This is a genomic window from Acinetobacter sp. YH12155 (assembly GCF_013418255.1).
Taxonomy (GTDB): domain Bacteria; phylum Pseudomonadota; class Gammaproteobacteria; order Pseudomonadales; family Moraxellaceae; genus Acinetobacter; species Acinetobacter indicus.
In genome coordinates this window covers 38,199-62,715 of the sequence record NZ_VPCK01000011.1, presented here as the reverse complement: position 1 = coordinate 62,715, position 24,517 = coordinate 38,199, and the positions used below count along the sequence as shown (strand labels likewise).

Annotated in this window: 24 protein-coding genes; 14 read left to right on the top strand and 10 right to left on the bottom strand. The window is 46.8% G+C overall.

All coding sequences use genetic code 11. From position 1 onward, the window contains the following. Positions 1-41: 41 nt before the first annotated feature. On the bottom strand, positions 42-752 hold the full coding sequence (queE, locus tag FTU86_RS09175; RefSeq protein WP_075167785.1) for a 7-carboxy-7-deazaguanine synthase QueE: 711 nt from the start codon (positions 750-752) through the stop codon (positions 42-44). A 95-nt stretch (positions 753-847) separates the two neighbouring features. Next, positions 848-1,669, bottom strand: a complete 822-nt coding sequence (gene dapD / locus FTU86_RS09170; protein WP_005176646.1) for a 2,3,4,5-tetrahydropyridine-2,6-dicarboxylate N-succinyltransferase — start codon at positions 1,667-1,669, stop codon at positions 848-850. 305 nt (positions 1,670-1,974) lie between these two features. Here dapD and carO point away from each other — a divergent pair, with 305 nt between their 5' ends. Next, positions 1,975-2,724, top strand: a complete 750-nt coding sequence (gene carO, locus FTU86_RS09165) for an ornithine uptake porin CarO (protein WP_163145969.1) — start codon at positions 1,975-1,977, stop codon at positions 2,722-2,724. A 56-nt stretch (positions 2,725-2,780) separates the two neighbouring features. Here the strand turns inward: carO and FTU86_RS09160 are convergent, their stop codons facing one another. The 7 genes from FTU86_RS09160 to FTU86_RS09130 form a co-directional block, all read right to left on the bottom strand. Next, positions 2,781-3,995 (bottom strand): OmpP1/FadL family transporter, encoded by a 1,215-nt coding sequence (locus FTU86_RS09160; RefSeq protein ID WP_180048485.1) that lies wholly within the window; start codon positions 3,993-3,995, stop codon positions 2,781-2,783. Positions 3,996-4,259: 264 nt separating this feature from the next. Then, positions 4,260-5,183, bottom strand: a complete 924-nt coding sequence (locus tag FTU86_RS09155; RefSeq protein ID WP_075167787.1) for a CysB family HTH-type transcriptional regulator — start codon at positions 5,181-5,183, stop codon at positions 4,260-4,262. A gap of 54 nt (positions 5,184-5,237) precedes the next feature. Then, positions 5,238-6,299: a sulfate/molybdate ABC transporter ATP-binding protein gene (locus FTU86_RS09150; protein WP_005176652.1), complete on the bottom strand. Its 1,062-nt coding sequence runs from the start codon at positions 6,297-6,299 to the stop codon at positions 5,238-5,240. Positions 6,300-6,310: 11 nt separating this feature from the next. Beyond that, positions 6,311-7,204 carry a sulfate ABC transporter permease subunit CysW gene (cysW, locus tag FTU86_RS09145; protein WP_075167788.1) on the bottom strand — a complete coding sequence of 298 codons (894 nt, stop codon included), beginning with the start codon at positions 7,202-7,204 and terminating at the stop codon, positions 6,311-6,313. Beyond that, positions 7,201-8,034: a sulfate ABC transporter permease subunit CysT gene (cysT, locus tag FTU86_RS09140; RefSeq protein WP_005176654.1), complete on the bottom strand. Its 834-nt coding sequence runs from the start codon at positions 8,032-8,034 to the stop codon at positions 7,201-7,203. Before cysT ends, cysW begins: the two co-directional genes overlap by 4 nt. Positions 8,035-8,117: 83 nt before the next feature. Then, positions 8,118-8,723, bottom strand: a complete 606-nt coding sequence (locus FTU86_RS09135; RefSeq protein WP_104511212.1) for an alpha/beta hydrolase — start codon at positions 8,721-8,723, stop codon at positions 8,118-8,120. A gap of 47 nt (positions 8,724-8,770) precedes the next feature. Further along, complete coding sequence (locus tag FTU86_RS09130; RefSeq protein ID WP_180048486.1) at positions 8,771-9,781, bottom strand: sulfate ABC transporter substrate-binding protein; 1,011 nt, start codon at positions 9,779-9,781, stop codon at positions 8,771-8,773. 161 nt (positions 9,782-9,942) lie between these two features. On the opposite strand from FTU86_RS09130, the gene pabC reads away from it, so the two are divergent. The 5 genes from pabC (at position 9,943) to mtlD (ending at position 15,423) form a co-directional block, all read left to right on the top strand. Further along, on the top strand, positions 9,943-10,755 hold the full coding sequence (gene pabC, locus FTU86_RS09125; protein WP_180048487.1) for an aminodeoxychorismate lyase: 813 nt from the start codon (positions 9,943-9,945) through the stop codon (positions 10,753-10,755). A 1-nt stretch (position 10,756) separates the two neighbouring features. Further along, a complete protein-coding gene (gene mltG, locus FTU86_RS09120) occupies positions 10,757-11,815 on the top strand; it encodes an endolytic transglycosylase MltG (RefSeq protein WP_180048488.1) in 1,059 nt (352 codons plus the stop codon). A 2-nt stretch (positions 11,816-11,817) separates the two neighbouring features. After that, the gene (gene tmk / locus FTU86_RS09115) at positions 11,818-12,429 is read left to right on the top strand and encodes a dTMP kinase (protein ID WP_005176660.1); all 612 of its coding nucleotides are present in this window, start codon (positions 11,818-11,820) and stop codon (positions 12,427-12,429) included. A 61-nt stretch (positions 12,430-12,490) separates the two neighbouring features. Next, positions 12,491-12,910, top strand: a complete 420-nt coding sequence (locus FTU86_RS09110; protein WP_045795123.1) for a PaaI family thioesterase — start codon at positions 12,491-12,493, stop codon at positions 12,908-12,910. 368 nt (positions 12,911-13,278) lie between these two features. Then, positions 13,279-15,423: a bifunctional mannitol-1-phosphate dehydrogenase/phosphatase gene (gene mtlD / locus FTU86_RS09105; RefSeq protein ID WP_180048489.1), complete on the top strand. Its 2,145-nt coding sequence runs from the start codon at positions 13,279-13,281 to the stop codon at positions 15,421-15,423. 104 nt (positions 15,424-15,527) lie between these two features. Here the strand turns inward: mtlD and nadB are convergent, their stop codons facing one another. After that, positions 15,528-17,174: an L-aspartate oxidase gene (nadB, locus tag FTU86_RS09100; RefSeq protein WP_075174747.1), complete on the bottom strand. Its 1,647-nt coding sequence runs from the start codon at positions 17,172-17,174 to the stop codon at positions 15,528-15,530. Positions 17,175-17,402: 228 nt separating this feature from the next. On the opposite strand from nadB, the gene FTU86_RS09095 reads away from it, so the two are divergent. The 8 genes from FTU86_RS09095 to FTU86_RS09060 all read left to right on the top strand — a co-directional run bounded on the left by FTU86_RS09095 (position 17,403) and on the right by FTU86_RS09060 (position 24,515). Beyond that, positions 17,403-18,788 carry a Do family serine endopeptidase gene (locus FTU86_RS09095; RefSeq protein WP_104469870.1) on the top strand — a complete coding sequence of 462 codons (1,386 nt, stop codon included), beginning with the start codon at positions 17,403-17,405 and terminating at the stop codon, positions 18,786-18,788. A gap of 117 nt (positions 18,789-18,905) precedes the next feature. Continuing rightward, positions 18,906-19,367, top strand: a complete 462-nt coding sequence (locus FTU86_RS09090; protein ID WP_005176672.1) for a thioesterase family protein — start codon at positions 18,906-18,908, stop codon at positions 19,365-19,367. Between the two features lie 174 nt (positions 19,368-19,541). Next, positions 19,542-21,359: a translation elongation factor 4 gene (gene lepA, locus FTU86_RS09085; RefSeq protein ID WP_180036445.1), complete on the top strand. Its 1,818-nt coding sequence runs from the start codon at positions 19,542-19,544 to the stop codon at positions 21,357-21,359. 23 nt (positions 21,360-21,382) lie between these two features. Beyond that, positions 21,383-22,210, top strand: a complete 828-nt coding sequence (lepB, locus tag FTU86_RS09080; RefSeq protein WP_005176674.1) for a signal peptidase I — start codon at positions 21,383-21,385, stop codon at positions 22,208-22,210. Between the two features lie 25 nt (positions 22,211-22,235). Then, on the top strand, positions 22,236-22,607 hold the full coding sequence (locus FTU86_RS09075) for a DUF4845 domain-containing protein (protein WP_005176678.1): 372 nt from the start codon (positions 22,236-22,238) through the stop codon (positions 22,605-22,607). Beyond that, on the top strand, positions 22,579-23,280 hold the full coding sequence (gene rnc / locus FTU86_RS09070; protein WP_005176685.1) for a ribonuclease III: 702 nt from the start codon (positions 22,579-22,581) through the stop codon (positions 23,278-23,280). Before FTU86_RS09075 ends, rnc begins: the two co-directional genes overlap by 29 nt. Beyond that, positions 23,277-24,305 carry a GTPase Era gene (gene era / locus FTU86_RS09065; protein WP_016660033.1) on the top strand — a complete coding sequence of 343 codons (1,029 nt, stop codon included), beginning with the start codon at positions 23,277-23,279 and terminating at the stop codon, positions 24,303-24,305. The genes rnc and era overlap by 4 nt, the downstream gene beginning before the upstream one ends. A 21-nt stretch (positions 24,306-24,326) precedes the next feature. Next, entirely contained in the window at positions 24,327-24,515 is a 189-nt protein-coding gene (locus tag FTU86_RS09060) for an NF038104 family lipoprotein (RefSeq protein ID WP_005176688.1), read from the top strand. Positions 24,516-24,517 lie beyond the last annotated feature (2 nt).

The following is a 24,517-nucleotide window of genomic DNA, read 5'->3' as shown; positions in this document are numbered from 1 at the left end:
CAGCTTAATTTTGCAAACAGAGCAATTATACAGCAGCCTGATTAACGACCAGTTTCGTCATTCCACAGCAGTTTGTGTAACTGTAGCTGAAAACGAACAGGGAGATGGTCTTCTAAAATCCATTGGGCCAAATCACGGGCCAGTTGTGGCATGCGTGCGGCACCATTTTCAACTTCAAAGGCAGGGGAAAACCAGACGGTACTGACTTTTTTATGCAGTTGATATAACTCTACTTGCTGCTTCGACCATTCATAATCTTCACGGTTACAAATCACAAACTTGATTTGATCGTGCGCAGTCAAATAGTCCAGATTTGAAAGCAAATTCCGTGCAACTTCCCCCGAAGTTGGGGTTTTTAAATCTAAAACTTTGGAAACACGCGGGTCTACCTTAGACACATCTAAAGCACCGCTGGTTTCCAGAGACACTTCACAGCCTAAATCTGCTAATCGCTGCATTAAAGGCAGGGCATTCGGCTGTGCCAGCGGTTCACCGCCCGTCACGCAGACATACGGTGTGTTAAAGTCCAGCGTGGTCTGAATAATTGCTTCAAGCGACTGACGCTCGCCACCTTCAAAAGAATAGGTGGTATCACAATAAGTACAGCGCAGCGGACAACCGGTTAAACGGATAAATACAGTTGGCAGCCCTGAGGTATTGGCTTCGCCTTGTAATGAATAGAAGATCTCCGTAATGCGTAAACCCGCAGACGGATCAGAAACAGGAATAGCGGAAGATCGAAGCGTACTCATAACAAATTAACCACCGGGTAGAAAAACAAAAATCTCTACGATCATTGCTAACCGTAGAGATGAGGAGCGATAGCTCCGCTTAAACTAAAGAAAAATTAGTCTTCGCGTAATAAATCGTTCAGGCTGGTTTTCGCGCGTGTTTGCGCGTCAACTTTTTTCACGATAATGGCAGCATATAAGCTGTATGTGCCGCATTTAGATGGCAGGCTGCCAGAAACAACTACAGAACCGGCAGGAACACGGCCGTAGTGGATTTCGCCAGTTTCACGGTCATAAATCTTGGTAGATTGACCAATGTAAACGCCCATTGAAATCACAGAACCTTCTTCAACAATCACGCCTTCCACGATTTCAGAACGTGCGCCGATGAAGCAGTTATCTTCAATAATAGTTGGATTGGCTTGTAGCGGCTCAAGTACACCACCAATACCGACACCACCAGACAAGTGTACATTTTTACCAATTTGTGCACATGAACCGACAGTGGCCCAAGTGTCTACCATAGTGCCTTCATCTACATATGCACCAATGTTGACATACGATGGCATCAGCACCACATTTTTCGCCTGGAACGAACCTTTACGTGCAACTGCAGGGGGTACTACACGTACGCCAGCCGCTTTAAACTGTTCTTCAGTCCAGCCTTTGAATTTGGTATCGACTTTGTCATAGAAACGAAGATCACATGACTCAATTGGTTTATTGTCGTTTAGTTTAAAAGATAACAAAACGGCTTTTTTCAACCATTGGTGTACAACCCATTCACCGTCAATTTTTTCCGCTACACGCAGTGTACCGTTATCTAAGCCAGCAATAGCTTCCTCTACTGCCTGACGGATTTCAGCCGGGCAGTCTGCCGCGGTGAAATTAGCACGATCTTCAAACGCTTGTTCAATAATCGTTGAAAGCTGAGACATGATCTTCCTTCCAAAAAAATTTTCAAGATTTTACACTAAATTGAACACGGGTTAGATGAAAATTGGCGCTAAGATCGAAATTAATAATAAAGAAAAATGTTTTCGCTCAATAGAAGAAACATCTGCTTAAACTTTCACCTCAAAAAAGAGTTATCTTTCAAAAAGAAACATAGATTTGTATCAAAAAATAACAAAAAATGAGCAAAATGTGCATAAAAACTGTGCGGGAACTTCTTTATATTTAAGCTTATCAACAATAGTACGAAACATGAAAAATAAGTTTTTATTTTGAGGAGCATATTACGATGAAATCTTTACATAAAATTTTAGCCATTTCCGTGCTTGCCACAGCAGCAGGTTCAGCAATGGCAGATACAGCAGTAATACATGATAGTTATGCCTTTGATCGTAACCAACTCATTCCAACAGGTGTCCGTGCTGAAGTCGGTACAACAGGTTATGGCGGTGCTTTGTTGTGGACAGCTAACCCATATGTGGGTTTAGCGTTAGGTTACAACGGTGGTGACATTTCATGGTCAGATGACTTGTCTATCAACGGTTCAAAGTACGATATGGATATGGACAACAGCGTTGGTTATTTAAATGCTGAGATCCGTCCTTGGGGTGAAAGTACAAATCCATGGGCGCAGGGTCTTTATATCGCTGCTGGTGTTGGTTATATTGATAATGAATATGAGCTTGATCGTCGTGTAAAAGCAGGTGAAGGTTTCTCTGTGAACCATACAGACTTCGTTGCTGGCGCTAACGGTGCACATATTAATGGTAAGATGAAATATAAAAACGACTTCGCTCCATACGTTGGCTTAGGTTTAGCGCCGAAAATCAATAAAAACTGGGGTGTGTTTGGTGAAGTGGGTGCATATTACACAGGTAATCCAGAAGCTAACTTAACGCTAGTAAGTGGTGGAGCTCCAGATAATTCTACACGTGGCTCACTTGTAGATAACATTGCTACTGATGAAGAAAAAATCCGTACAGATGATAAGCATGAGTGGATGCCAGTTGCAAAATTGGGTGTAAGTTACCACTGGTAATATCCATTAGCTTGAGCTAAACCAAAAAACGAGCTTCGGCTCGTTTTTTTATACCTTTAGAAATGATGGCCAAATCTTAGTCCATATACCCAGGCATGATTGTCCCGATTGACCGAGGCTAGACTGGAAATTTGAGTACCGGCAAAATTACTGGGTTGAATATGTGGTTGTTTAAACTTTAAATAATAGGCCCCTGCAGCAATAAAACTGTCGGGTCGAAAATAAAATAGCTGGCCTGCGCCGAGGCTATAGTGCCCATCTGCCGGATTTAGGGTCGAGGCCGGATTGCCAATCCCGGAGTCCCAGCCCAGTTCTAATTGACTGATCCAGCGTGCATTCCAGCGATGTAACCCGCCCAGTTTGGCCGACCATTGATCTTTCTGATAATGAATTAATTTAAAGTCTTTAATTTCAGGAACGAATGTTGCGTAAGCATCAATCACGGCGCCAAATTGAGTCGGTTGTATATAAAAATCTTTCCAGTTAACCCAGCGTATACCTGCATAGAGCAGGTTATTGGCACTGATGCCGGTGTGTAAATCCAGATTCAGCGATTCGGGTGTGCGAACAGCAGTATTCTGGTCCGCCACAATCTGCAATTGGCCTTGTGGGGACTGTTCCTGTACCGCTAGCTGATGATGAATGGCCGAACGATAAGTGAACGCCGCACTCATGGCATATTCAGGAATCTGGTAGCGTACCCCGGCCAGCCAGCCCCAAGCATCATCTTTAGGAAAATGGGCCTGATAGCCATGAAAAATATAATAATTTTGTCCCCAAAGCTCTAGATTCCCCTGAAAAGACTGATGACTGAGTCCTGCATAAAAAGTCCAGTGCGTATCCGGATGATACCCGACAAGCGCGCTAATATTTTCTGTTTTAAAGCGAATGTCGGCAGCTTCGACGTCTAATGGTTGACCATAAAAATCCGGGTTGTAGTTATAGTTAACCTTGACCCCAAAGGGCTGATCATAAAGCAGGGCAAAGGAAAACTCTGGATTCAGCTGCAGTTTAAAACCACCGAGCACAAAATGCTGCTCGGGTGCCAGGTTGCCGGTGGAATAATCATGAATCCCTAACTCGGCCAGTGCAGCCTGATTTTCGACTTGTCCTGCGACATTGGCCTCTAAATGCACCAGGGAGATTTCGGCATAATGATCGGGCTGGAAAAAAATATGCATGGATTGTCCGGACTGCTCCAGCGCTGCTGCAGAGACAGCTTGCACTGGTAAAAGCAGGCTCATCGACACCCAGAAAAAATGGACCTTCATTGGCTGTCCTTTAATTTTTGGTTAAATTATAAAGTATTGATATTTAAAAATTATCTAGCTATTAAAACTGAATTTTCTGAAAAAATAAACAGGTTTAAGTGATCTTTATCCCATTTTTTAGGGATGCTGTAATGTAGTGCAAAATGAGCGTTAGCATAAAATTTAATAAGTGCGGATTGGGTTCATCTGCTTAGTAGATCAACTGGAGTGATATAAAAAAGAGGATGCTGATGCCATCCTCTCCATTTCCATTTTTTGTTGGGGTTAGTCTTCCGGATACGCGACTTTTTTCAGGGCTTTAATGTCGGCTTCAGGTGAGCACAGGGAAATAAACTCATAGCCATAACCACGTAGTAAATGTCCTTTACGCACCGCCAGCCAGGTGGTATTCAGGCCAAAAATATCGGTTTCTATCTGCTTTAAACGATAATCACGTTCCTGGTCATAAGCCACATTGTTGACCACACCCACGCCCATGCCTAATTCGACATAGGTTTTAATGACATCGGCATCTAGGGCAGACATCACGATATCAACATCAATACCGGCATCTTCAAAAGCTTTGTCAATTTTAGAACGGCCAGTAAAACCACCATGATAGGTAATAATCGGATATTCCGCCAAATCTTGAATGCTGATCTCGGCTTTATGGGCTAGCGGATGGTTTTGCGGGGTAATAATACTATGCTGCCAGGTATAGTAAGGCACACTGGCCAGATTGCTTTCTGTGGTTAAGGATTCTGTTGCAATACCAATATCGGCTTCGCCTTGTAGCAGCATCTCGGTAATTTCAACCGGACTGGCCTGTTGCAGAATCAGATGGACCTTGGGAAATTCTTTTTTAAACTGGTTCACAATCGGCGGGAGTACATAACGTGCCTGAGTGTGGGTGGTGGCAATGGTTAGGGTGCCTTCATCCACTTTATTAAAATCATCGGCCAGACGTTTAATATTATCGGCATCCACCAACATGCGCTCAACAATACCGAGTAGGGCCTGACCAGGTTCAGTCAAACCGAGCAGGCGTTTGCCTTTACGGATAAACAGTTGCACACCCAGTTCATCTTCCAGGTCTTTAATATGCTTGCTCACTCCGGACTGGGAGGTGTACAGCGCCGCAGAGGCTTCGGTTAAATTGAAGTTCTGGCGCACAGTTTCTCGAATAATTCTGAGCTGTTGGAAGTTCATGTCCTTTTTTCCCTCAAAAAAGGATGGGGCTTGAAATGCCCCATCGGTGCGCGGTTAAGCGACTTGATTTTCAAATAAATGTAATTGACTTGCTGTCAGCCAGACGGTCTGGTTTGGACGGAACTGATGCAAGCGTGCTTCTTCTGGGGTGAGGGAAATTTCAATTAAGTTCCCTTGACGGTCGTTCAGTTCTGCCAGCACTTTACCGGCAATCCAGACTTCACGTAAGAAGGTGGCCTGAATGGCATTGTCCTGTGGCTGGGCATGAATGGTCAGCTCATCCGGGCGGGCAAAGGCAATGATCTCGCCCTGAGGCCCCTGTTGTGCGCTGGCCAGCTGAATACGGTCTTCACCCAGCTGAATCAGGCCATTGCTGTTCTGACCTTCAAAACGGTTGGCCTGACCCAGGAAGTCAAACACAAACGGCGTCGCCGGTTTTTCGTAGACTTCGCGTGGTGAACCAATCTGCTCGATGTTGCCTTTGTTCATCACCACGATCTGGTCCGCCACTTCTAAGGCTTCTTCCTGATCATGGGTAACAAAAATAGAGGTAATGTGCAATTCATCATGCAGGGTACGTAACCAGCGGCGTAGTTCTTTACGCACTTTGGCATCCAGCGCACCAAACGGTTCATCCAGCAGCAGGACACGTGGTTCAACGGCTAAGGCACGCGCCAGGGCAATACGCTGACGCTGACCGCCAGACAATTGCGCCGGATAACGGTCGGCCAGAAAGCCGAGTTGTACCAGATCAAGCAGGCGGGTCACGCGTTTTTTAATTTCAGCTTCCGATGGACGAGTGGCACGCGGACGTACACGTAAACCAAAGGCAATGTTGTCAAAAACGGTCATGTGACGGAACAGCGCATAATGCTGGAAGACGAAACCGACCTGACGCTCACGCACGTGAACATCGGTGGCATCCTGACCTTCCAGAATCACCTGACCACCATCGGCAGATTCCAAACCGGCAATAATCCGCAGCAGGGTGGTTTTACCACAGCCCGATGGACCTAGGAGAGCCACCAGTTGGCCGTCTGGAAAATCAAGGGAGATGTTGTTCAGTGCATGGAATGCACCAAAGTGTTTTTCAATATTTTTAACTTGAATACTCATGAGGTCATTCCTTAAGAAACTGTTGAATCTTCATTACGTTTGTCCTGCTTTTCCTGACGGATTTCGACCCAGGTTTTCAGGATCAAGGTCACAATTGCCAGTAGGGCCAGCAGGGATGACACCGCAAACGCAGCACTGAAGGTATATTCGTTATAGAGAATCTCAACGTGTAAAGGCAAGGTATTGGTTTCACCGCGAATGTGTCCAGACACGACCGAGACCGCACCAAATTCACCCATCGCCCGGGCATTACACAGAATGACACCGTAAATCAGGCCCCATTTAATATTCGGCAAGGTAACTTTCCAGAAGGTTTGCCAGCCAGAGGCACCCAGTACAATGGCCGCTTCTTCTTCTTCGGTGCCTTGCGCTTCCATGAGTGGAATCAGTTCACGTGCCACAAACGGTACGGTAATAAAGATGGTGGCAATGACAATCGCTGGCACGGCATATAAAATCTTGATGTCGTTGTCCATTAACCAGTTGCCCATCCAGCCCTGGGTACCAAAAATCAGTACCAGCATCATCCCGGCAATGACCGGAGAGACCGAGAACGGCAAATCAATGATGGTGGTCAGAATCGATTTACCCGGGAAGTTAAACTTGGCCACCGACCAGGCTGCGGCTACACCAAACACCACGTTGAGTGGAACGGCAATGGCCGCGGTGAGTAAGGTCAGTTTGACTGCAGATAAGGTATCTGGATGTACCAGCGCCTGGGTATACACGCCCACACCTTGTTTAAAGGCTTCAACGAACACCAGAATTAACGGCAGAATCAGGCAGCTCAGGAAGAAAATCAGGGCAATGGCCAGTAAGGTGTAGCGAACCCAGGTCGGTTCACGGGTGGCATCACGCGATTGCAGCTTGTCGGCCAAAGCATTGCTGTTGGTATTTAAACTCATCGGGCTGTTCTCCCTGTACGACGGCTGGCCCATGCTTGTAACAAGTTAATCAGGAACAGCATCACAAATGAAATCAGCAGCATTACCACCGCAATAGTGGTTGCACCGGCATAATCATATTCTTCTAAACGGGAGATAATCATCAGCGGGGCAATTTCAGTTTCAAAAGGCTGGTTCCCGGCAATGAAGATTACCGAACCATATTCACCCACGCCACGGGCAAAGGCCAGGGCAAAACCAGTAATTAATGCCGGCAGTAAAATCGGGAAAATGACTTTGGTAACAATCTGCAGACGGTTTGCGCCCAGAGCAGATGCCGCTTCTTCCAGCTCGGTTTCCAAATCGCTGAGTACCGGTTGTACGGTACGCACCACAAATGGAATACCAATGAAGATCAGGGCCAAGGTAATCCCGATTGGGGTATAGGCCACCTGAATGCCTAAAGGTTCCAGATACTGACCAATCCAGCCGGTCGGTGCATATAAAGAGGTCAGGGCAATACCGGCCACGGCGGTCGGTAAGGCAAAAGGTAAATCGACCAGCGCATCAATCAGGCGTTTGCCCGGGAAGCGGTAACGCACCAGACACCAGGCCAGCAATAAACCAAAAACGACGTTCACCAGCGCTGCAATCAGCGCAGCACTAAAACTTAACTGCAAAGATTTTAAGATACGTTCAGAACTTAAAATTTCCCATAAACCTTCCCAGCCAATGTCCAGCGATTTTAAAAATACGGCAGACAAAGGAATCAGAACGATTAATGATAAATACGCTAGGGTAAAGCCTAGAGAAAGACCAAATCCTGGCAGCACTCGGGACCGCTGCGACATGATTACTCCTCAAAGAGAGAATGCGGGCTGAAATCAGCCAGCGAAAAATAAATAAATTTCGGCACAAGCATAATTTGCGAGGGTTAAATTGCAAATTTAAATAAATACTTGCTGTCATCAGTAATACTGATATGCTGCATAGCCTTTTCTGAAATCAGGTAATTCCAGAGTTCAGGAAAAGGACCAAAACCAGAGGCGACATTAATATGCCCGACATGGCCCAAGCTTACCGGTTCTAATTGCCAGGACTGCGCCAGTTCCAGTGCATGTTCGGCATTTAACCAGGGATCATTTTCACTGATCAGCATGCTGGCGGGAACCTGCACTTGCAGCTGATGAAAATAGTCCTGATAGTCATGCTGGCTGTCACGGACAAAACCTGCTTCACCAAAACGGCCCGGGTTGGCCGGCGCCACCAGCACCAGATTCTTGACCTTGCGTTGCAGCGCCGGGTATTGCGCCAGAGCGGCTACGGTAGTCAGGCAGCCAAAGCTATGCGCCACAATTTGCAGCGGTGCATCAATCGCCGCCACGGTGCTTCGGAACTGTTCTACCCAGGTTTTGAGTACCGGAGCATTCCAGTCCTGCTGCTCGACGCGGGAGCAGGACATGAGCTGTCGTTGTAACCAGGATTGCCAGTGGCTATATTCACTGCCACCTACGCCCGGAACAATTACGGTATGAATCATGTCGATGCTCCTGTGCTTACCTTACAGTTGCTGATGCTACAGCTGAATTATTTAGCGCTATTGGCTTTTACGATCTGGTCGAAAATACCGCCATTTTCAAAATGTGCAGACTGGACTTCGGCCCAGCCCCCAAATTCCTGATCTACCGTGACCAGCTTTAACGGCTTAAAGACCTGGCTGTATTTCTTTAATGCTGCTTCGCTACGAGGACGATAATAATGTTTGCCGGCTAAATCCTGTCCGAGTGGGGAATACAGGAAGTTTAAATAGCCTTGGGCCAAATATTTGTTGCCGTGTTTTTCCGCATTTTTCTCAACAATGGCCACCGGTGGTTCTGCCAGTACCGACAGGCTTGGGGTAATAATTTCAAATTTACCCGGCTGCTCACGAATGGCGAGATGCGCTTCATTTTCCCAGGCCAGCAGCACATCACCAATGCCACGCTCGGCAAAGGTGGTGGTTGAACCGCGGGCGCCCGAATCAAGGACTTTGGTGTTTTTATAAATTTTACGGACAAATTCCTGTGCGGTTTGATCATTGCCACCCGGCTGATGTTTAGCCCAAGCCCAGGCGGCCAGATAGTTCCAGCGTGCACCGCCTGAGGTTTTCGGGTTCGGGGTAATAATGCCCACACCCGGCTTGACCAGATCGCCCCAGTCCTGAATGCCTTTCGGGTTGCCTTTACGCACTAAAAATACAATGGTCGAGGTATAAGGTGTCGAGTTATGTGGTAATTTCTTTTGCCAGTCTGCCGGAAACAGTTTGGCTTTTTCCGCAATTACATCAATATCGGCGGCCAAAGCCAGTGTCACCACATCGGCACTCAGGCCATCAATCACGGCACGGGCCTGCTTGCCTGAACCGCCATGCGACTGTTTAAAATTAATTTTTTGTCCGGTCCGGCTTTCCCAGTATTTGCCGAACTGTTTATTCACATCATCATATAATTCACGGGTCGGGTCATACGACACGTTCAGAAAATCTTTTGCAGCAACACCAAAGGAGGATGCCGAAATTAATGCGGCCAGTACCCCAATTTTTAATTTTGTAAAACTCATGACTAACCTCAAACTTTTCGCTTTTTTGTAACATGAGGCAAGAATAGCGCTAGTCTTATTCCTAAAAAAATAATAAAAAATGAATTTTATATGAATAAAAAAGAAATATAAATAGATCTTCCATTCTTACACTAAAGCCAGCTCAAATGGATACTTGTTGTATGCAATGTTTTAAGAATGCTGAGGAAATATCGGCCGTTTCAGTGCTGGACCGTGCCTTTCATTATGGCGATGGCTGCTTTAGTACCGCGCGCATCCGCAATGGCCAGATTGAACTGGAGGCCTTACATTTGCTGCGGCTACAACGCGGCTGTGAGCATTTGTATTTACATGCCAATCTGGCGTTTATCCAGCAGTCGATTCAACAGCTGCAGCAGCGCTATCCGCAGGTTAACGGCACCTTAAAAATCATCATTAGTCGGGGAGATGGACAGCGCGGTTATAGCCTGCCCGCACAAGAGGCTGATGTCTGGGTCTTTTTTTATCCTAAAGCAGTGGATGATTTTCACTATGAAAAAATCGCCAGTGGTGTGTTGAAACAAGCGATGGGGCTGAGTATGCCACATCTGGTCGGCATCAAAAGCCTGAACCGTTTAGAACAAGTGATACTGAAAAAAGAAGCCGATGCGCAGGGCTGGCCAGAAGCCTTGGTGACTGATGTGCAAGGCTCGGTTGTTGAAGGGGTGAGCAGTAATTGTTTCATTCTTATAAACAATGAATGGATTACGCCGGAACTTCGCTATAATGGCGTCCACGGCGTGATGCGGGCTGAAATTCTGGCCCGTATGCAGCAGCACGGCATTTCCTGTCGCCAGCGTTATGTCGATATGGAAGAAATTGCGCAGTTCCAGAGTCTGTTTTTCTGTAATGCGCTCAGTCCGATGAAAATCGTGATCCAGCTCGATGCACGCCCTTTAGATGTTCAAGCCTGTATTGAACTGTTTAATCGTCTTCAATTGAATCAGATGCATTAATATGTCTTCATCCCGCTCTAAAACGAAAAAGAAAAACAAGCCTCGCTCCCCATTACCGATTAAAGGTATTTTAACCCTGTTATTGGGCGTACTCCTCATTGTCGTGGTGATGCTCTGGTCCAGCCTGTTTAAAGACTATCCGGTAAAAGGCCAGAAAGAATTACTGGCCATTGGCGATGGCGATACCTATTCCGGTTTTATTGATCGTCTGGAAAAAAATGATCAGGTCAGTTTTCCGATTATTCTGAAGCTGTATCAGAAAATCATGATTCATGATTCGATGAAAGCCGGGGTTTATGAAATCCAGCAGGGTATGAGCATCCGTGAAGTCATGGAAATGATCTCCAATGCAGAAAATGCGCAGATGAACCGGATTCTGGTCATTGAAGGCACCACCTTTAAACAATTGGTGCAGCATCTGCAAAAGGATGAACTGGTGACTAAAGAAGTCAGCCATCTGCCGACCGATCAGTTGTTAAAAGCGCTGAATATTCCATTTGAGCATCCGGAAGGCCTGTTTGCGCCAGATACCTATTTCTTTGCCAAGGGCGAATCGGATCGTAAAATTCTGACCGATTTATATCAGCGTCAGATGAAAGCACTGGATGAAGCCTGGGCCAACCGTGCACCAGATTTACCGTACAAGAATAAATATGAAGCGCTGGTGATGGCGTCGATTATTGAAAAAGAAACCCATGTCGATAGCGAACTGCGTCAGGTCTCTGGCGTATTTGTGCGCCGTTTAAAGATAGGCATGCGTTTACAAACTGACCCAACCGTCATTTATGGAATGGGCGACAAATATCAGGGCAATATTACCCGTAAGGATTTACGCACCCCAACGCCTTACAATACCTATACCATCTATGGTTTGCCGCCAACACCAATTGCACTGCCAAGCAAGCGCGCGATTGAAGCGGCGATGCATCCAGATGATTCCGACAATCTCTATTTTGTCGCCACCGGTGATGGCGGGCATAAATTCAGTACCAATCTGCAAGATCATAACCGCGCAGTCCAGGAATATCTGGCGGTCATTCGTGCGAAGAACAAGGAGTGAGCATGTTTATTAGCTTTGAAGGCACCGAAGGGGTAGGTAAAACCACGCTCATCCGTCGTATTTATGAACATTTGCAGGCTCAAGGCAGTGAAGTAGTGCTAACCCGTGAACCGGGTGGCACCCCGATGGCCGAGCAGATTCGCAGTCTGCTGCTTTCAGTCAATCATGACGAGCAGATGTGTAATGATACTGAATTACTGCTGATGTACGCAGCGCGCGCCCAGCATCTGGCGCAGGTAATTCTGCCTGCACTGGCAGCTGGCAAAACGGTACTCTGTGACCGCTTTACTGATGCCAGCTTTGCCTATCAGTGTGCTGGGCGTGGCCTAAGCCGGGAAAAGTTGCAATTGCTGAACCAGAATTTTGTTTCGCACATGCCGGCTCTGACTTTCTGGCTGGATGCACCGATTGAACTGGGCATGTCCCGTGCGCGTGAACGTGGTGCGCTGGACCGTTTTGAACAGGAAAAAGTCACCTTTTTTGAAAAGGTGCGTGCTGGTTATCAGGAGTTGTGGCAGGCAGAACCAGAACGGATTAAACGTTTAGATGCCACCCAAAGTCCGGATCTGGTCTTTGCCGAGGCGCTCAAATATTTACAGACAGTCGCTGCTTAAATTTGGGTCAAGACTAAAAATCTTCTATAGTAGCGTGATGATAGAGGATTTTTTGATCACAATGAAAAGTAACCGTGCTGAAATTATTGAATTTTTACAACAAGAATTTCCCCAGAGTCTGGAAAAATGTGAGATTGATGCGGTCACGCCAATGGGTGCCTGCTTGACCTATCGGGTTGGGGAAAGTGAATTACGTCCGGGTGGCACGATCTCTGGTCCGACCATGATGACGGCTGCAGATCTGGCTTTATATGTAGCCATTCTGGGCCAGATTGGGATTGTCGGGTTGGCGGTCACCACCAACCTGAATATCAATTTTTTACGCAAACCGGCCGGTGGGCAAAACCTGCGGGCGGAATGCCGGCTCATGAAACTGGGTAAAAGTTTGGCCGTGGGTGAAGTCTGGATTTATTCAGTCGGGCAGGAAGAGCCGGTGGCGCATGTGACCGGAACCTATTCAATTCCACCCCAAGTGGCTTGATTCTCAGGTCACTTGTTCTTTTGATCTGGCTCGCTTGATTTTATCCTTTTCTTACTCGTCTTAATTTTGCCTGCTTCAGTTTCTTCGCCAATCTGGCGTTTCCAGCTTTTTATTTTTTGAAGCCTATTTAATTCGCCGAAAAGCACCCTCCGAATTATTTAAAACTTATCTTTATATTTCAAAAAAATTGCTTCATTGATTTACATGATGTTACTCGGTGGTTACTTTAAGTTACATATCTTGAATCTCATTCTAATCAGGTGATTAATTTTTAACCTTAAATATTTCATTCTTTGTCTAAGGTGTTGTTCCCTCAAAAATTGCTCTAGGCTCTAGGCCTGTTGAAAAATGATCAAATGAGGGGGGAAATGCTTAAATTTAAAAATAAAATGATCCAGGGCGCAATTTTCGATATGGATGGCACAATGTTTGATACTGAGCGTTTACGGTTTCAAACCTTGAAACAGGCATCTCGGGAATTGATTGGAGTCGAGTTCAGCGATGACTATTTAATTGGTTGTCTGGGCTTGAGTGCGCGGAGTGCCAAACAGCTGGCACAGGCTGAATATGGTGAAGATATTCCCTATACCGAAATTCGCCAGCGTGCCGATGAGCTGGAACTGGAAAGTGTGCGTCAGTTTGGCGTGCCGATTAAAACCGGTTTGCTACAGGTGCTGGAGCGCTTGCGTAAATCCGGGCTGCGCATGGCAGTGGCGACGTCCAGTCGCCGTGCCATTGCCGAAGAATATTTAATTAATGCCAATGTCTATAAATTTTTTGATGTACTGGTGTGCGGAGATGAAGTCCAACGTGGCAAACCGCATCCGGAAATTTTCCTGACCGCTGCGCAAAAGCTGAATCTCTCCGCCAGTGACTGTTTCATGTTTGAAGATTCAGACAATGGTGTGACCTCGGCCTATGCAGCGCAGGGCATTACCGTGCTGCTGCGGGACATTAAAGCACCAAATGAACAGATGCTGTCTAAGGCGCATTACTACTATGAAAGCATGGAAGATTATCTGGAAGATTTAAACCTGTATATTCCGGCCTTGGGCATGCCCAGCCTGCAGGAAGCCTTTCCACAAACCTTGAACCAGCTAACTGTCGGAATCCATGGTTTTGGTGCGATTGGTGGCGGTTATCTGGCGCAGGTATTATCGCATTGGGATGGTTATACCCGTCCGAAACGGATTTACGCTTCTACCCGTAACCAGCTGTATCGCTCTGCGGTGAATGCTTTTGGCACCTATTGCATTCGTTATGGGCAAATGTCCTATGATGAACGTATTGAAAACATGAGCATTATTGATGCAGATAACCTGCAGCACATGCAGGAGATGTATATCGAATCCAGCTTGATTGCCTTATGTCTGCCAGAAAAAGCGCTGAGCAGCGAAGCTGAGGTGATTGCGCAAGGCCTGTATGCACGTTATCTGGCCCATCAGGACCAGCCGGCTGCGCCTTTAACCGTGCTGATTATTTTAAATAAAGTCGGTGCCAAGCAGTTATTGCTGGAGCATATCCGTAAAGCCCTGGTGGCCTTAAGTGATGTGCAGACCGCACAAGCCATTTTAGCGCAGCATTATTTCTGCGATACCGTGGTCAACCGTATGGTATCCAAACTGACTGACCAGAACCTGTACCGCCAGCTACGGATTAAATACAACATCTTCAAGCAGTCGCAAACGGAAGATGAAGCCGAGCCGGTTGAAATTGAGGATAACACCCGTTTGCAGCCGGAGCAGGAACGTCAGGCCAGCCTGTATGTGGAAGATTTGCGCCGTAATTTCCAGCCGAGTCATATTCTGCAAACGATGGATCTCATTCTGTTTAATGCAGAAATTGACATGCCGATTTATGTGGAAAATGCCAGTCCGTTACTGCAAAAAATGCGGCAGATGATTCTGGTCGAAGACATCAGTGAAATCCAGCTGATTAAAAACCGGCTCTGGAACGGGGTGCATGCCATGCTTGCCTGGTATGCCAGCCTGCGTGGTCATCAAACCATTGGTGTGGCTCTGGCCGACCCGCAGATTGAACAGTTCATGCAGCAGTTGTTACAGCAGGTTCAGCAGGGACTGGCGGTGGTGTTACCACACCGACAGAAAGATCTACATGCACTGGCACAAAGTTTTGCAAACTCCTGTGTCCATGCCTATAAAGACCCATGTGCGCGGGTGGCGCGTGATCCGCTACGCAAGCTCAGTGCGTCCGAACGGGTGTTAGGTTCAATTGCCAGCAATGCTCAGGCCGGGTTGCCGTATCAGTTTTTGGCACAAGGCGCCTTATTGGGCTATGTCTATGCGGTGCAAACCCATCAGCTGAATGAAACGCAGGCTTTGGCACATTTACAGACACAATTGCAGCAGCCACATTTTTCGGCACAAGTGGCATTGACTTTACGTAATTATGTGCAGACCTATCTGCCGCAATTACTGTCCGGAGTGCTAGAACCTGAGCAGTTGCCATTATTAAAGCCAACCTCGAGTGCAGCGCAATATGCTTCAACTTGAGGAACCATCCGGCTGAAACCATTTTTGGCTGATCCCAATAAAAAACCGAATCACATCCTGCGATTCGGTTTTTTATCTTTCAGAACTGAAGATGTAAAAGCATTTTAAGCCGGCACATCCTCATTCACCAATGGCGTTTCTACCTGGAAGTTTGGCGGCGTGAGGACAGTTTTACGCAGCTCATCTGCCAGTTCTGGATAATCCAGGGTGTAATGCAGGCCACGCGATTCTTTACGCTGCATGGCACAGCGCACAATCATTTCTGAAACCAGCACCAGATTACGCAGTTCAATCAGGTTTTTACTGACTTTGTAGTCCTGATAATACTCGGTAATTTCACGTTTCAGCATTTCAATACGGTGCAGGGCACGTTGTAAACGCTTGGTGGTGCGGACAATCCCGACATAGTTCCACATGGTGGCGCGCAGTTCATCCCAGTTTTGTAGAATTACCACATCTTCATCGGGATGGGTCACTTGAGAATCATCCCAGGCCGGCACATTTGGTGATTGATAATCGGGCTTGAATTCAGCCTGAATATGTTCAGCAGCACTCATGCCATATACAAAACATTCTAAAAGTGAGTTACTGGCCATACGGTTAGCACCATGCAGGCCGGTATAAGACGTTTCACCAATGGCATACAGGCCGGCAATATCGGTCTGGCTGTGTTCATCAACCACTACACCGCCACAGGTATAATGCGCTGCCGGGACCACCGGAATCATATCTTTGGTGATGTCGATGCCCAGTTCCAGTAAACGCGCATACAGGGTCGGGAAGTGTTCTTTAACAAACTCGGCCGGTTTATGGGTGATGTCTAGCCAGACATGACGAATCCCCAGACGCTTGATTTCAAAGTCAATCGCACGTGCCACAATATCACGTGGTGCCAGTTCGGCACGTTCATCGAAACGCAGCATAAAGCGTTCACCATCTGGCAGGCGTAAATAGGCGCCTTCGCCACGCATGGCTTCGGTAATCAAGAAGGAACGGGCTTGCGGATGGTATAAACAGGTCGGATGGAACTGGTTAAATTCCATATTGGCGACGCGGCAACCGGCGCGGTAGGCCATGGCAATCCCGTCACCGGTGGCAATATCCGGGTTAGAGGTGTACAGATAGGCTTTCATGGCACCGCCGCAGGCTAGGGCGGTAAAGGGCGCCAGGAAGGTATCAATCTGGTCGGTGTTTTCATCCAGGGCATACAGGCCCAATGCACGATTGTTACCGGTTTGACCGAGTTTCTGTGTGGTAATCAGGTCAATGGCAACAAAGTTTTCAAAAATCTGGATATTCTGTTTTTCTCTGGCCCGCTGGACCAGTGTCGTTGAAATGGCACGTCCCGTGGCATCTGCCGCGTGAATGATCCGGCGCTGGGAGTGGCCGCCTTCACGGGTTAAATGCAGTTGTTCCTGTTCATCGAGGGTAAATTGAACGCCATGTTCAAGCAGGAAATCGACCGAAGGTTTACCGCCCTCTACAGTTTGCTGCACGGCATTCAGTTCACATAAATGCGCGCCTGCAATCATTGTGTCATCTATATGCTGTTGAATAGAGTCGGTTTCATCCAGTACGGCTGCGACCCCACCTTGGGCATAAAAGGTGCTGGCATCAGTCAGGGCCGACTTGGCCAGCACGGCAATTTTAAAATGAGCTGGTAATGATAGTGCCAGACTTAAACCTGCGCCGCCACTACCCACAATGATCACATCAAAATGATGAGTTGCATGTAAATTAGACATGTCCATCAGCTAATTTGAAAAAAGTCTGGTAATGACAACGCTTTTTAAAACAAAAGGCAAGGGTCAAGATGCTTATTAATGATGAGAAAAAGCAATAAAACTCCATTTTATAAAAAATGGCGCAAGCACTTGTATCCTGTTGAGGAATTGAACATATTATTACGAAATCTTAAAAAGCGTTATGTTAAAAACAGAACATCACATTTTTATAAACAAATTGAGTGAATGCTATATATGAATAATCGCTACTTACAGAAGGGTCTCTATGCAGCTGTGTTCACTATGGCATCTGTTCAAGCACAGGCCTCTACTTCAGTAGATTTTTCCAACCTGGTTGAACAGGTCAGCCCCGGTGTTGTCAGTGTCAATGTGGTCAAACGTTTAAGCCAGGAAGAGCTGTTACAACAACAGGTTCCGGAACTGTTACGCCGTTTCTTTGGCGATGGGGTGGTGATTCCGCAGCGTCAGGCGCCACAGGAAAAAACCGGTTATGGCAGTGCCTTCTTTATTAGCAAAGATGGCTACCTGCTCACTAACCACCATGTGATTGAAAATGCCTCCAAAGTCACCATTGTCCTGAATGATCGCCGTGAAATTGATGCCACCGTGGTCGGCAGTGATGAACGGACCGATGTGGCTTTGCTGAAGGTATCTGGCAGCAACTTCCCTGAACTGCGTACCGGTAATGTTGATCGCCTGAAAGTCGGTGAGCCGGTGCTGGCAATTGGTTCACCATTTGGTTTTGACTATTCCGCCTCTGCTGGTATTGTCAGTGCCAAAATGCGTAACATGATGGGGGAAACCTCGGTACCGTTTATTCAGACTGACGTTGCCTTAAACCCGGGTAACTCGGGTGGACCGCTATTTAACCAGCGCGGTGAAGTGGTTGGGGTCAACTCGCGCATCTTTAGTGGAACGGGCGGCTATATGGGCCTGTCTTTCTCGATTCCGATTGATGTCGCCATGGAAGTGGCAGACCAGTTAAAACAGCATGGTAAAGTCACCCGTTCCTATTTAGGTGTGAGCCTGCAGGATATTGACCGGACGCTGGCAGAATCGTATCGACTGGATAAACCGGAAGGGTCCTTAATTACCCAGGTGGCACCGGATTCTCCAGCCTCCAAAGCCGGCTTGCGTGCGGGTGATGTGATCTTAAAATACAACGGTACCCCAATTTCGCGCACCAGCGAATTACTCAATTATCTGAACCGTACTGCACCTAAACAGACCATCCAGCTGGAAGTTTTACGCGATGACCGTCGCCGGAATATCTCGGCCACTTTAAGCACCGCACCGGATGACACCCCGGCCAAGAGCAATGTGACGCCAAGCCAGAATAAAGGCCCGGTACTTGGGGTCGCAATCCGGAATCTGTCAGCAGCAGAAATGCGTCAGCTGGAAATTAAAGGCGGCGTGCTGATTCAGGAAGTCCGTCCGGGCAGTATTGCAGCGCAGTCGCGAATTTTACCGGGTGATGTCATCGTACAGCTGAACAATAGCCCAGTCACCGACAGCAACAGCTTTGTTCAGGCGGTTTCGCAGCTGAAAAAGGGCAGCGTGGCGCGTGTGACCTTAATCCGTCAGGGACAACGTGCTATTGTCGGCATGCGAATTTCCTGATCTGAGCCAGTTAAAAACCACAGCCTGCTGTGGTTTTTTTATTTTTCAATTTATCCAGGGCCAATTTTCAGTAGACTAGGGGCCTCAATAGCCGATACCACAGTACAGTAACAGAGCATGAGCAGTACATTTTTTGATTTAAAACTTCAGGTTCAACCCGAGCATATTGACAGTCTGGGCCATGTCAACAACGTGGTTTATGTGCAGTGGATGCAGGATGTGGCTAGCGCCCATATTGAAACCTTAGGCCTGGGCATGGCGCAGTTTCTGGAAATGAAACATGCCATGGTGGCGGTGGAGCATCATGTGCAGTATCGCAAGGCTGCATTTGCCGGTGAAGAGCTGATTTTAAGAACCTGGCTCAGTGAAATTAATGCGTTGTACCTGTTTCGCCAGTATGTGTTTTATCGTCCGCAGGACCAGAGCGTGCTGTTTGTCGCGCAGACCAAATGGGCCTGTGTGGAAATTGACAGCGGCCGTCCAAAACGCATGTCGCCAAGTTTTTCCCAGGCGTATCAGCCTATTCCAGCCGATCTGAATCCGATGGATTTTAACCAGTATCCGCCACAGCCGGCATAAGCATCGTCACTGGCCGGTTTGTATCGGATGATCTAAAACCGGCCGGGCCGAAAAGCTTTGCATTATTTTGGATACTTTAAAAAATCCATCTGCTATAATCCTTCGCAATTTCTATTCGGCTTTTGCTGTGCACTGAATCTGGTTTGCATAGCGCGTTATTTTTTAAGGTAGCCCATGGCGCAAGCTAAAAAATCTGTTGATATTAAAAACATTCGTAACTTCTCGATCATTGCACATATCGATCATGGCAAGTCGACCCTTGCGGATCGTTTCATTCAGACCTGTGGCGGTTTGCAGGATCGCGAAATGCAGGCGCAAGTACTGGACTCAATGGAACTTGAGCGTGAACGTGGGATTACCATTAAAGCGACTTCGGTGACCTTGTACTATACCCATCCGAATGGTCAGGAATACCAGTTAAATTTCATTGACACCCCGGGACACGTTGACTTTTCTTATGAAGTTTCACGTTCACTGGCAGCGTGTGAAGGCGCACTACTGGTGGTTGATGCTGCCCAGGGCGTAGAAGCACAATCGGTTGCCAACTGCTATACCGCGATTGAGCAAGGGCTGGAAGTTTTACCAATTCTGAACAAGATTGACCTGCCGCAAGCAGAGCCTGAACGTGTGATTCAGGAAATTGAAGATATTATTGGTATTGAAGCAACCGATGCGCCGACCTGTTCAGCCAAAACCGGTCTGGGGATTGCGAGTGTGTTAGAGCGTCTGGTCGATGTCATTCCAGCACCAACCGGTGATCGTGATGCGCCATTGCAAGCTTTAATTGTCGACTCATGGTTTGATAACTACCTGGGCGTTGTGTCTCTGGTGCGTGTGAAGCAGGGACGTGTGCGTAAAGGCGACAAGATGTTGATGAAATCAACCGGTCAAACGCACATCATTACCTCGGTGGGTATTTTCAATCCGAAACATACTGAAACCGATATTCTGGAAGCGGGCGAAGTCGGCTTCGTGATTGCCGGCATTAAAGACATTTTTGGTGCACCAGTTGGCGATACCATCACTTTGGCAACCACGCCAGAAGTGGAAGTGTTACCGGGCTTCAAGAAAGTAAAACCGCAGGTCTATGCCGGTTTGTTCCCGATTGATGCCAGCGATTTTGAACCGTTCCGTGAAGCACTGCAAAAGCTGCAAATCAATGACTCGGCGCTATTCTTCGAACCGGAAAGTTCAGATGCGCTCGGTTTTGGTTTCCGCTGTGGCTTCCTTGGTATGCTGCACATGGAAATCGTTCAGGAACGTTTAGAACGTGAATACGATCTGGACCTGATTTCTTCTGCGCCAACGGTTATTTATGAAGCCGTAATGAAAAATGGCCAGACCGTATATATTGACAGTCCATCGAAAATGCCAGACGGTTCCACCGTTGAAGACTTACGTGAACCGATTGCCGAATGTCATATTCTGGTGCCGCAAGAATACTTGGGTAACGTCATGACCTTGTGTATCGAGCGTCGTGGTGTGCAAAAAGATATGAAATTCATGAGTAATCAGGTATCCATTACCTTTGAAATTCCAATGGCCGAAGTGGTGATGGATTTCTTTGATAAATTGAAATCCTGCTCACGTGGTTTTGCATCACTAGATTACAACTTCGTGCGTTTTGAAAGTTCATCGCTGGTGAAAGTCGATGTCTTGATTAACGGTGAAAAAGTCGATGCGCTGGCAATGATCTGTCACCGTCAGGATGCCCGTCATCGTGGTATTGCACTGGTTGAAAAAATGAAAGACCTGATTCCACGTCAGATGTTTGATGTCGCAATTCAGGCGGCCATTGGGGCGCAAATTATTGCTCGTTCAACGGTAAAAGCCATGCGTAAGAACGTATTGGCCAAATGTTATGGCGGTGACGTGTCGCGTAAGAAGAAACTGCTGGCCAAGCAGAAAGAAGGTAAGAAACGTATGAAGCAAGTGGGTAGCGTTGAAATCCCACAAGAAGCGTTCTTAGCTGTATTAAAAGTCGAACGCTAATAAGATTAGAAGGATAAACGCCCATGGATTTTGATTTTAATTTGATCCTCGTTCCTGCCACGCTGTTTTTTATTGCTGTGTGGTTGCTGGATAAATTTGTCTTCAAGCAAAGACAGACCAAAGGGCGGGGCAATGAAAATTTCATTATCACATGGGCGTATGACTTCTGGCCGGTACTGGCCGTTGTGCTGGTGCTGCGTTCGTTTTTATATGAGCCGTTTAACATCCCGTCAGATTCAATGGTGCCAACCCTGGAGACCGGGGATTTTATTCTGGTAAATAAATTTGACTATGGCGTGCGTTTGCCAATCGTCAACAGCAAAATTATTGATACCGGTTCGCCAGAACGCGGTGATGTGGCGGTGTTCCGTTATCCGCCACAACCAAGCATTAGCTACATTAAGCGGATTGTGGGTTTACCGGGTGATCATATTGTTTATGATCATGGCCAATTTACCATTAACGGCGAAAAGGTGCAGAAAGTTGCACTGGAATTTAGCCGTGAAAAAGACAGCCTCGATACACCCAACTCGATTTACCATCAGGAAACTTTAGGCAAGCATACTTTTACCATGCGTGAACTGGAAGGCGTAAACGTGGCGCGTCAGGCACCCTTTATTAATTATGTCGAAAATGGTAAATATGCTTCTACAAATGGTTTATATTGGGAAGTCAAAGTTCCAGAAGGTCATTACTTCGCGTTAGGGGATAACCGCGATCAGAGTGCTGACAGCCGTTTCTGGGGTTTTGTACCTGAAGAAAACCTGACCGGCCGTGCCGTCTATATCTGGATGCACAAAGAGCCTGGTTTTAAATTGCCGTCTTTTAGCCGAAACGGCAGCATAGATTAAAATCATCCATTAGGAAAATAACAAAATGCGTCATCAACAAGGGGCATCGTATATTGCAATTCTGGTTGCAATTATTGGTTTTGCTTTTATGGCAAAAATTGCAGTTGCGGTTTGGGGACCGTATTTCGATGATCGAATGCTGGATAACCAGATTAAAGAGCAGTTGATTCATGGACCCAAAAACCTGAGTCCGCAAAAATTCATTGGGGAAATGGATAAGCGTTTAAGTATGAACAATATTCGTGATATTAAATTTGCGGATGTTGCCCAGGTCACCAATGTAGATGGTCTACAGGTGAAGAAAGACTATGAGATAAGAAAACCGTTCTTATTGAATATTGATATTGTCATGAAATTCGAGAAAAGTTTTGATCAAAGCTCAGTCCAAGCTCAATGAAACGCGTTTGGCCAGCCGCATCGGATACCAGTTTAAACAGCCGGATCTGCTCAAGCTGGCGCTGACGCATCGTTCGGTCAGTCACAAACACAACTATGAACGCCTAGAATTTCTAGGCGATTCACTTTTAGGGATGATTATTGCCAATTATCTCTACACCGCCTATCCGCAGGAAAACGAAGGGCGGCTGACCCGTATGCGCGCAACGCTGGTGCGTCAGGAAGCGCTGGGTAAAATCGCCAATGATTTAAAACTCAGTCAAAATTTAATTCTCAGTACCGGTGAATTGAAATCAGGCGGTCATCATCGCGAGTCTATACTTGCAGATGCAGTCGAGGCGATTATTGGTGCGATTTATATCGACTGTGGGGATTTAAACCTGCTACAGACGATTGTGTTAAAATGGTACGTGCCTTATCTGGATCATATTGAGCCAACCGATCAGCTCAAAGATCCGAAATCACGCCTACAAGAGTATTTACAAGCACGTAAAAAACCTCTCCCAGTTTACGAGGTTGTAGATATTCAGGGTGATGCCCCGAACCAGCATTTCAAGGTGGAATGCCGGGTCGATGCTTTACCGGTAATGAAAGGTGAAGGTTCTAGCCGCCGCTTTGCCGAGCAGGCAGTTGCCGCGGAAATTTTAAAACTCTTGGAGCAAACGTCTCAATGACAATCCATTCCGATCACAACGATGCTGATCACGAGTCGCAAAGCGACAGCCACGATTTAATCAATCAATTCTTCAGTTCACAAGGTCAGGAAATTCCATCGGATTACCGTAGCGGATTTGTGGCCATTGTGGGCCGGCCAAACGTGGGTAAATCTACCCTGATGAACCACTTGTTGGGTCAAAAACTGTCTATTACCTCGCGTAAGCCGCAAACCACCCGCCATAAAATTGTCGGGATTGATTCGCGTGAAAAATCTCAGGCGGTCTATGTCGATACCCCGGGGATGCACAAAAAAGAAGTGCGTGCCATCAACAAAATGATGAACCGTGCCGCGCACTCGGCGCTGCGTGATGTGAACCTGGTATTATTCGTCGTCGATGCACAAAAATGGACCCAGAACGATGAACTCGTACTGGAGAAATTGAAAAATGCAGACATGCCAGTCATTCTGGTGATCAATAAACTGGATACCTTCGAGAATAAAAATCAGGCGCTGCCGCTGATTCAGGAGCGCGCCAAGCTGATGAACTTCGCAGAAATTGTACCGGTATCTGCGCTGCGTGGTGCCAATCTGGAACATCTGCGTGACACCATTGAGCAATATCTGCCATTCCAGCCACCGCTATATTCATTTGATCAGGTTACCGACCGTTCCGAGCGCTTCCTGGCCTCTGAAATTATTCGTGAAAAAATCATGCGTCAGCTCGGTGAAGAGTTGCCATACGATTTAACCGTACAGATTGAATCATTTAAAACCGAAGAGCCGGCTTTAAATGAAAAAACCGGTCGTATGAAACCGGCCTGTACTTATATTGATGCCACCATCTTCGTAGACCGTCCGGGCCAAAAAGCCATTGTGATTGGTGAAAAAGGTGCTAAGCTGAAAAAAATCGGGATGGATGCCCGTGTCGATATGGAAAAAATGTTCGAACAGAAAATCATGCTCACGCTTTGGGTGAAAGTCAAAGGTGGCTGGTCAGATGATGAACGTGCATTAAAAAGCTTGGGATATAGCGATATCTAAGCCATGAAACGAGGAACTGTAATGACCAAAATTGCTGTGATTTTAGCCTGCATGTTCATGCTGCAGGGCTGTATTCATAAGGTGGTTACAGTTCCGGTTAAAGTGGCCTATAAAACCACCAAAGGCGTGGTCAAAGGCACGGCCGCTGTGGTCGGTGCAGTCATTCCCGATGGGGATGAAGAAGATGAAAGCAAAAAGAAAGATGATTAGGC

What these genes read in the sequence shown, in the direction of transcription:
- queE (WP_075167785.1), bottom strand. Translation starts at nt 752, where the DNA reads ATGAGTACGCTTCGATCTTCCGCTATTCCTGTTTCTGATCCGTCTGCG.
- dapD (WP_005176646.1), bottom strand. Translation starts at nt 1,669, where the DNA reads ATGTCTCAGCTTTCAACGATTATTGAACAAGCGTTTGAAGATCGTGCT.
- carO (WP_163145969.1), top strand. Translation starts at nt 1,975, where the DNA reads ATGAAATCTTTACATAAAATTTTAGCCATTTCCGTGCTTGCCACAGCA.
- FTU86_RS09160 (WP_180048485.1), bottom strand. Translation starts at nt 3,995, where the DNA reads ATGAAGGTCCATTTTTTCTGGGTGTCGATGAGCCTGCTTTTACCAGTG.
- FTU86_RS09155 (WP_075167787.1), bottom strand. Translation starts at nt 5,183, where the DNA reads ATGAACTTCCAACAGCTCAGAATTATTCGAGAAACTGTGCGCCAGAAC.
- FTU86_RS09150 (WP_005176652.1), bottom strand. Translation starts at nt 6,299, where the DNA reads ATGAGTATTCAAGTTAAAAATATTGAAAAACACTTTGGTGCATTCCAT.
- cysW (WP_075167788.1), bottom strand. Translation starts at nt 7,204, where the DNA reads ATGAGTTTAAATACCAACAGCAATGCTTTGGCCGACAAGCTGCAATCG.
- cysT (WP_005176654.1), bottom strand. Translation starts at nt 8,034, where the DNA reads ATGTCGCAGCGGTCCCGAGTGCTGCCAGGATTTGGTCTTTCTCTAGGC.
- FTU86_RS09135 (WP_104511212.1), bottom strand. Translation starts at nt 8,723, where the DNA reads ATGATTCATACCGTAATTGTTCCGGGCGTAGGTGGCAGTGAATATAGC.
- FTU86_RS09130 (WP_180048486.1), bottom strand. Translation starts at nt 9,781, where the DNA reads ATGAGTTTTACAAAATTAAAAATTGGGGTACTGGCCGCATTAATTTCG.
- pabC (WP_180048487.1), top strand. Translation starts at nt 9,943, where the DNA reads ATGCAATGTTTTAAGAATGCTGAGGAAATATCGGCCGTTTCAGTGCTG.
- mltG (WP_180048488.1), top strand. Translation starts at nt 10,757, where the DNA reads ATGTCTTCATCCCGCTCTAAAACGAAAAAGAAAAACAAGCCTCGCTCC.
- tmk (WP_005176660.1), top strand. Translation starts at nt 11,818, where the DNA reads ATGTTTATTAGCTTTGAAGGCACCGAAGGGGTAGGTAAAACCACGCTC.
- FTU86_RS09110 (WP_045795123.1), top strand. Translation starts at nt 12,491, where the DNA reads ATGAAAAGTAACCGTGCTGAAATTATTGAATTTTTACAACAAGAATTT.
- mtlD (WP_180048489.1), top strand. Translation starts at nt 13,279, where the DNA reads ATGCTTAAATTTAAAAATAAAATGATCCAGGGCGCAATTTTCGATATG.
- nadB (WP_075174747.1), bottom strand. Translation starts at nt 17,174, where the DNA reads ATGGACATGTCTAATTTACATGCAACTCATCATTTTGATGTGATCATT.
- FTU86_RS09095 (WP_104469870.1), top strand. Translation starts at nt 17,403, where the DNA reads ATGAATAATCGCTACTTACAGAAGGGTCTCTATGCAGCTGTGTTCACT.
- FTU86_RS09090 (WP_005176672.1), top strand. Translation starts at nt 18,906, where the DNA reads ATGAGCAGTACATTTTTTGATTTAAAACTTCAGGTTCAACCCGAGCAT.
- lepA (WP_180036445.1), top strand. Translation starts at nt 19,542, where the DNA reads ATGGCGCAAGCTAAAAAATCTGTTGATATTAAAAACATTCGTAACTTC.
- lepB (WP_005176674.1), top strand. Translation starts at nt 21,383, where the DNA reads ATGGATTTTGATTTTAATTTGATCCTCGTTCCTGCCACGCTGTTTTTT.
- FTU86_RS09075 (WP_005176678.1), top strand. Translation starts at nt 22,236, where the DNA reads ATGCGTCATCAACAAGGGGCATCGTATATTGCAATTCTGGTTGCAATT.
- era (WP_016660033.1), top strand. Translation starts at nt 23,277, where the DNA reads ATGACAATCCATTCCGATCACAACGATGCTGATCACGAGTCGCAAAGC.
- FTU86_RS09060 (WP_005176688.1), top strand. Translation starts at nt 24,327, where the DNA reads ATGACCAAAATTGCTGTGATTTTAGCCTGCATGTTCATGCTGCAGGGC.